Origin of the sequence: Candidatus Endomicrobium procryptotermitis (genome assembly GCA_031279415.1) — a bacterium.
Taxonomy (GTDB): Bacteria; Elusimicrobiota; Endomicrobiia; order Endomicrobiales; family Endomicrobiaceae; genus Endomicrobium_B; species Endomicrobium_B procryptotermitis.
This window is the reverse complement of the sequence record JAITIP010000010.1, coordinates 1-2668: the sequence shown is the minus strand read 5'-3', so window position 1 is coordinate 2668 and position 2668 is coordinate 1. Positions and strand designations below refer to the sequence as shown.

Sequence of the window (2668 nt, the reverse complement as noted above, 5' to 3'; positions counted from 1 at the left end):
ATATAATGAACACAAAATATGATAAAGGAGATTTATCAGTATGGACGATTCAGAGATAGCTGATTTATCGGAAGTTTATAGTGAAATGAACGCCGATGGAAAGGAAAAAATGGTCTTGATGGCTAAACATCTGTTAAGTGTCCAATTAATCGGAAAAGGCCAAGAAAAAAGTTCACAGGATATAAATGAGAAGTTTGAGAATAAAGATAATTAAAGTTTCATATGAGACTTTAAAATATGTCGGCGGACGTAAAACGTGAAGGAGTTTCTTATATGAAAATGATGAAAAATCTTTTTTTACGGTTCGGCCTGCTTTTGGTCGTATTTATGGTGTTCATGGGATGTGAACAAAGCACAAATCCCGACACTTCTCCGGACCCAGGCACTCAAACGAGCTATGTGTGGCCTGAAGCATTTATTGGCACTTGGGAATGGGTTTCCCCTAATACACAGATTACTTATAGTCTTGTATTTGAGAACACGAATCATACCGTTACTTGGAAGTTTAATACCAGTTCTGTAGTTCATGCCCTTATTTCGATAGACAATTCCTCAAATTATGAGGTAAAGGTTACTTCGGGAACTCCGTATACTTATAAGCACCATATTGAAATAAATGCTAGTGGCAAACTTGAAGTAGTATCAGGTGGTGGCAATATCAATAGTGCTACCTGGACAAAGAAGCTCTAATTTTACGATTGCCGTCTCTCCAAAAGGGACGGCAATTTTTTTTTTAAATTTAAAAAATTTTTTGCTTTTGCTCAAGGTGCAATATTTTTTTCTTCCTAAGCAAAAGAATTTTAATGAAACAGGAATTATTTTTGTACTTATAAATTATATTAAAATGTCGCCAAATAAAAGCGATAAACCGTCCCGGCTAAAATTGCGGGGGCAAATGAAGAAGGCCCATCAAGAGTGGGCAACTGTCGGAAGGGAATTCCCTTCCGGCATATCTCCGGAGAGGAGAAATAGTAGCGAGCGTCCGGGCGTTCTTTCTTTTCATTCCAATCTTCTTTTTTAGGCGGGGTTTCCCACCTTGGAAGGGCTCTTTGTTTTCCGTTATTCATTTTCTATGCTCCTATTAATTCTTTGTCAATATAAGTCATATCATCAATTATAGGTGATATAGACAAAATTGCGGTTTTTTTATGTTTTAATTCTTTATTATTTTCTAAACAAGCACTTTGCTTGTAACTATGTAAATAAAGATAATTTTGTATATTACTATTAGATATATTAATAATATCTTCTTTATTTACATAGTTACAAGCAGAATCTGCTTGAATAGAAAATACAGATAATAATAAATCAATAACCGAATCTTTTTTTAAATAAGATTGTAACCAGGACGCAATTTTTATATTAGAATCTTCTGTGTAAAAAGAAAATTCATTTGAGCGTTTAAAATGTGCCTTCTTGCTTATTTCCCCTCTAATCGCTTTCATAAAAGTTTCTCCGTTTCTTTTGAGTTGTACATTTTTTACTTCATGCGTTTTTGAATAATAAGCCCAGTCTACTACCGAAGCATGAAAGCCGGTATCATTATGAGTAATACTTATTATCCATGCTTTTTTATGAGTATTTTTTCTAAAATAAGATAGTTCATATTTATCAAAAGATTTCTTATATGCAAAGTTTATTTTTTCTGAGGTGTCTAAAATTTGAATTGTAGCATTTATTACCTGTTCTGGTGTGAAATAGGTACTGTCAAAGTTATCCTTTAATTCAAGTCGGCAATCACTTTCCAAGAAATAATCACCATCAACTTTTATAGTAAAATCTTTAAGCTGGTTCATATCTATTACCTTTACTTTAGTATCTTGTATCCACCATAGATAATCACAGTTTTCCATATAAGGCTTTAAATAAAATTGATTTTGAAAGGTTATTTTTATTTTCTGAATAGGCCCATAATCAAAGAAATTTTTCTTGGGATTCGTGAGAGTTTTCTTTTGAATACCAAGATGAAAGGGCTGTTTAGCTTCTTTCCAGATTTTGTAATTATTCAGGAAAGCCCAGTGCCTAATAAATTCTTCGTGTGAATTTATCCAGGAATTGATGTTGTTTAAATTTTCGTATTTTATCATATTTCGTGCCTTTCCATGCCAAAATAAAAATGATAGGCGGCACGGTACCCAGTGTGTTTTATAGGAGGACCCTCTCTCCGTCAACAAAACTTGCTGACAATATTTAGTTATTTTATTCTAAAAAAGTATTCCGGTAACTTCTCTTTGAACAATCAATAACCTATATATATATTAACATTTAAAAATTTTATAGAATTTCTTAAAAAAAGTGTGTCATTTTGCCCCATCTTTTCCATGCAGCAACTTCTCTACCCATTGCTTATCTCCATTATGTCCAGCTTCAAAAGGCTGGTATTCGGTTCTATCGGCATATTCTCGGCGCTTTCCATAGTTCCAATTTTCAACTGCGCGATAATAGCCGGTACACCTGCTCCAAGTAGAAGCCGTTCCAAAACATAAATCGGGGTCACTCATTTTTTCTTCAATTTCTTTAATTTGTTTATCAATCTCTTTCATTGTTTTTCTCCATAAAATATATAGTTCAAGATTCTAAAGAATCCATACTTTTTCGTTTTTAAAAAACTATTTAAAAGGAGAAAAATTATGGATAATATGAAAAATATTGTAACGCTGTTTCTTGG

Annotated in this window: 5 protein-coding genes; 2 read left to right on the top strand and 3 right to left on the bottom strand. The window is 32.9% G+C overall.

The window, feature by feature from the left end:
- The first annotated feature begins 40 nt into the window (after positions 1-40).
- Both LBD46_01875 and LBD46_01870 read left to right on the top strand, forming a co-directional pair.
- Complete coding sequence (locus tag LBD46_01875) at positions 41-214, top strand: hypothetical protein (GenBank protein MDR2425924.1); 174 nt, start codon at positions 41-43, stop codon at positions 212-214.
- A gap of 122 nt (positions 215-336) precedes the next feature.
- Positions 337-690 (top strand): hypothetical protein, encoded by a 354-nt coding sequence (locus LBD46_01870; GenBank protein MDR2425923.1) that lies wholly within the window; start codon positions 337-339, stop codon positions 688-690.
- Positions 691-839: 149 nt separating this feature from the next.
- Here LBD46_01870 and LBD46_01865 read toward each other — a convergent pair whose 3' ends face one another.
- From LBD46_01865 to LBD46_01855, 3 genes are all read right to left on the bottom strand, one after another.
- Complete coding sequence (locus LBD46_01865) at positions 840-1067, bottom strand: hypothetical protein (protein ID MDR2425922.1); 228 nt, start codon at positions 1065-1067, stop codon at positions 840-842.
- 3 nt (positions 1068-1070) lie between these two features.
- The gene (locus LBD46_01860; GenBank protein MDR2425921.1) at positions 1071-2087 is read right to left on the bottom strand and encodes a hypothetical protein; all 1017 of its coding nucleotides are present in this window, start codon (positions 2085-2087) and stop codon (positions 1071-1073) included.
- A 213-nt stretch (positions 2088-2300) separates the two neighbouring features.
- Positions 2301-2543 (bottom strand): anaerobic ribonucleoside-triphosphate reductase, encoded by a 243-nt coding sequence (locus LBD46_01855; GenBank protein ID MDR2425920.1) that lies wholly within the window; start codon positions 2541-2543, stop codon positions 2301-2303.
- Positions 2544-2668: the final 125 nt, after the last annotated feature.

Coding starts and splice junctions, on each gene's coding strand:
- LBD46_01855 (MDR2425920.1), bottom strand. CDS start 2,543: ATGAAAGAGATTGATAAACAAATTAAAGAAATTGAAGAAAAAATGAGT.
- LBD46_01875 (MDR2425924.1), top strand. CDS start 41: ATGGACGATTCAGAGATAGCTGATTTATCGGAAGTTTATAGTGAAATG.
- LBD46_01870 (MDR2425923.1), top strand. CDS start 337: ATGGGATGTGAACAAAGCACAAATCCCGACACTTCTCCGGACCCAGGC.
- LBD46_01865 (MDR2425922.1), bottom strand. CDS start 1,067: ATGAATAACGGAAAACAAAGAGCCCTTCCAAGGTGGGAAACCCCGCCT.
- LBD46_01860 (MDR2425921.1), bottom strand. CDS start 2,087: ATGATAAAATACGAAAATTTAAACAACATCAATTCCTGGATAAATTCA.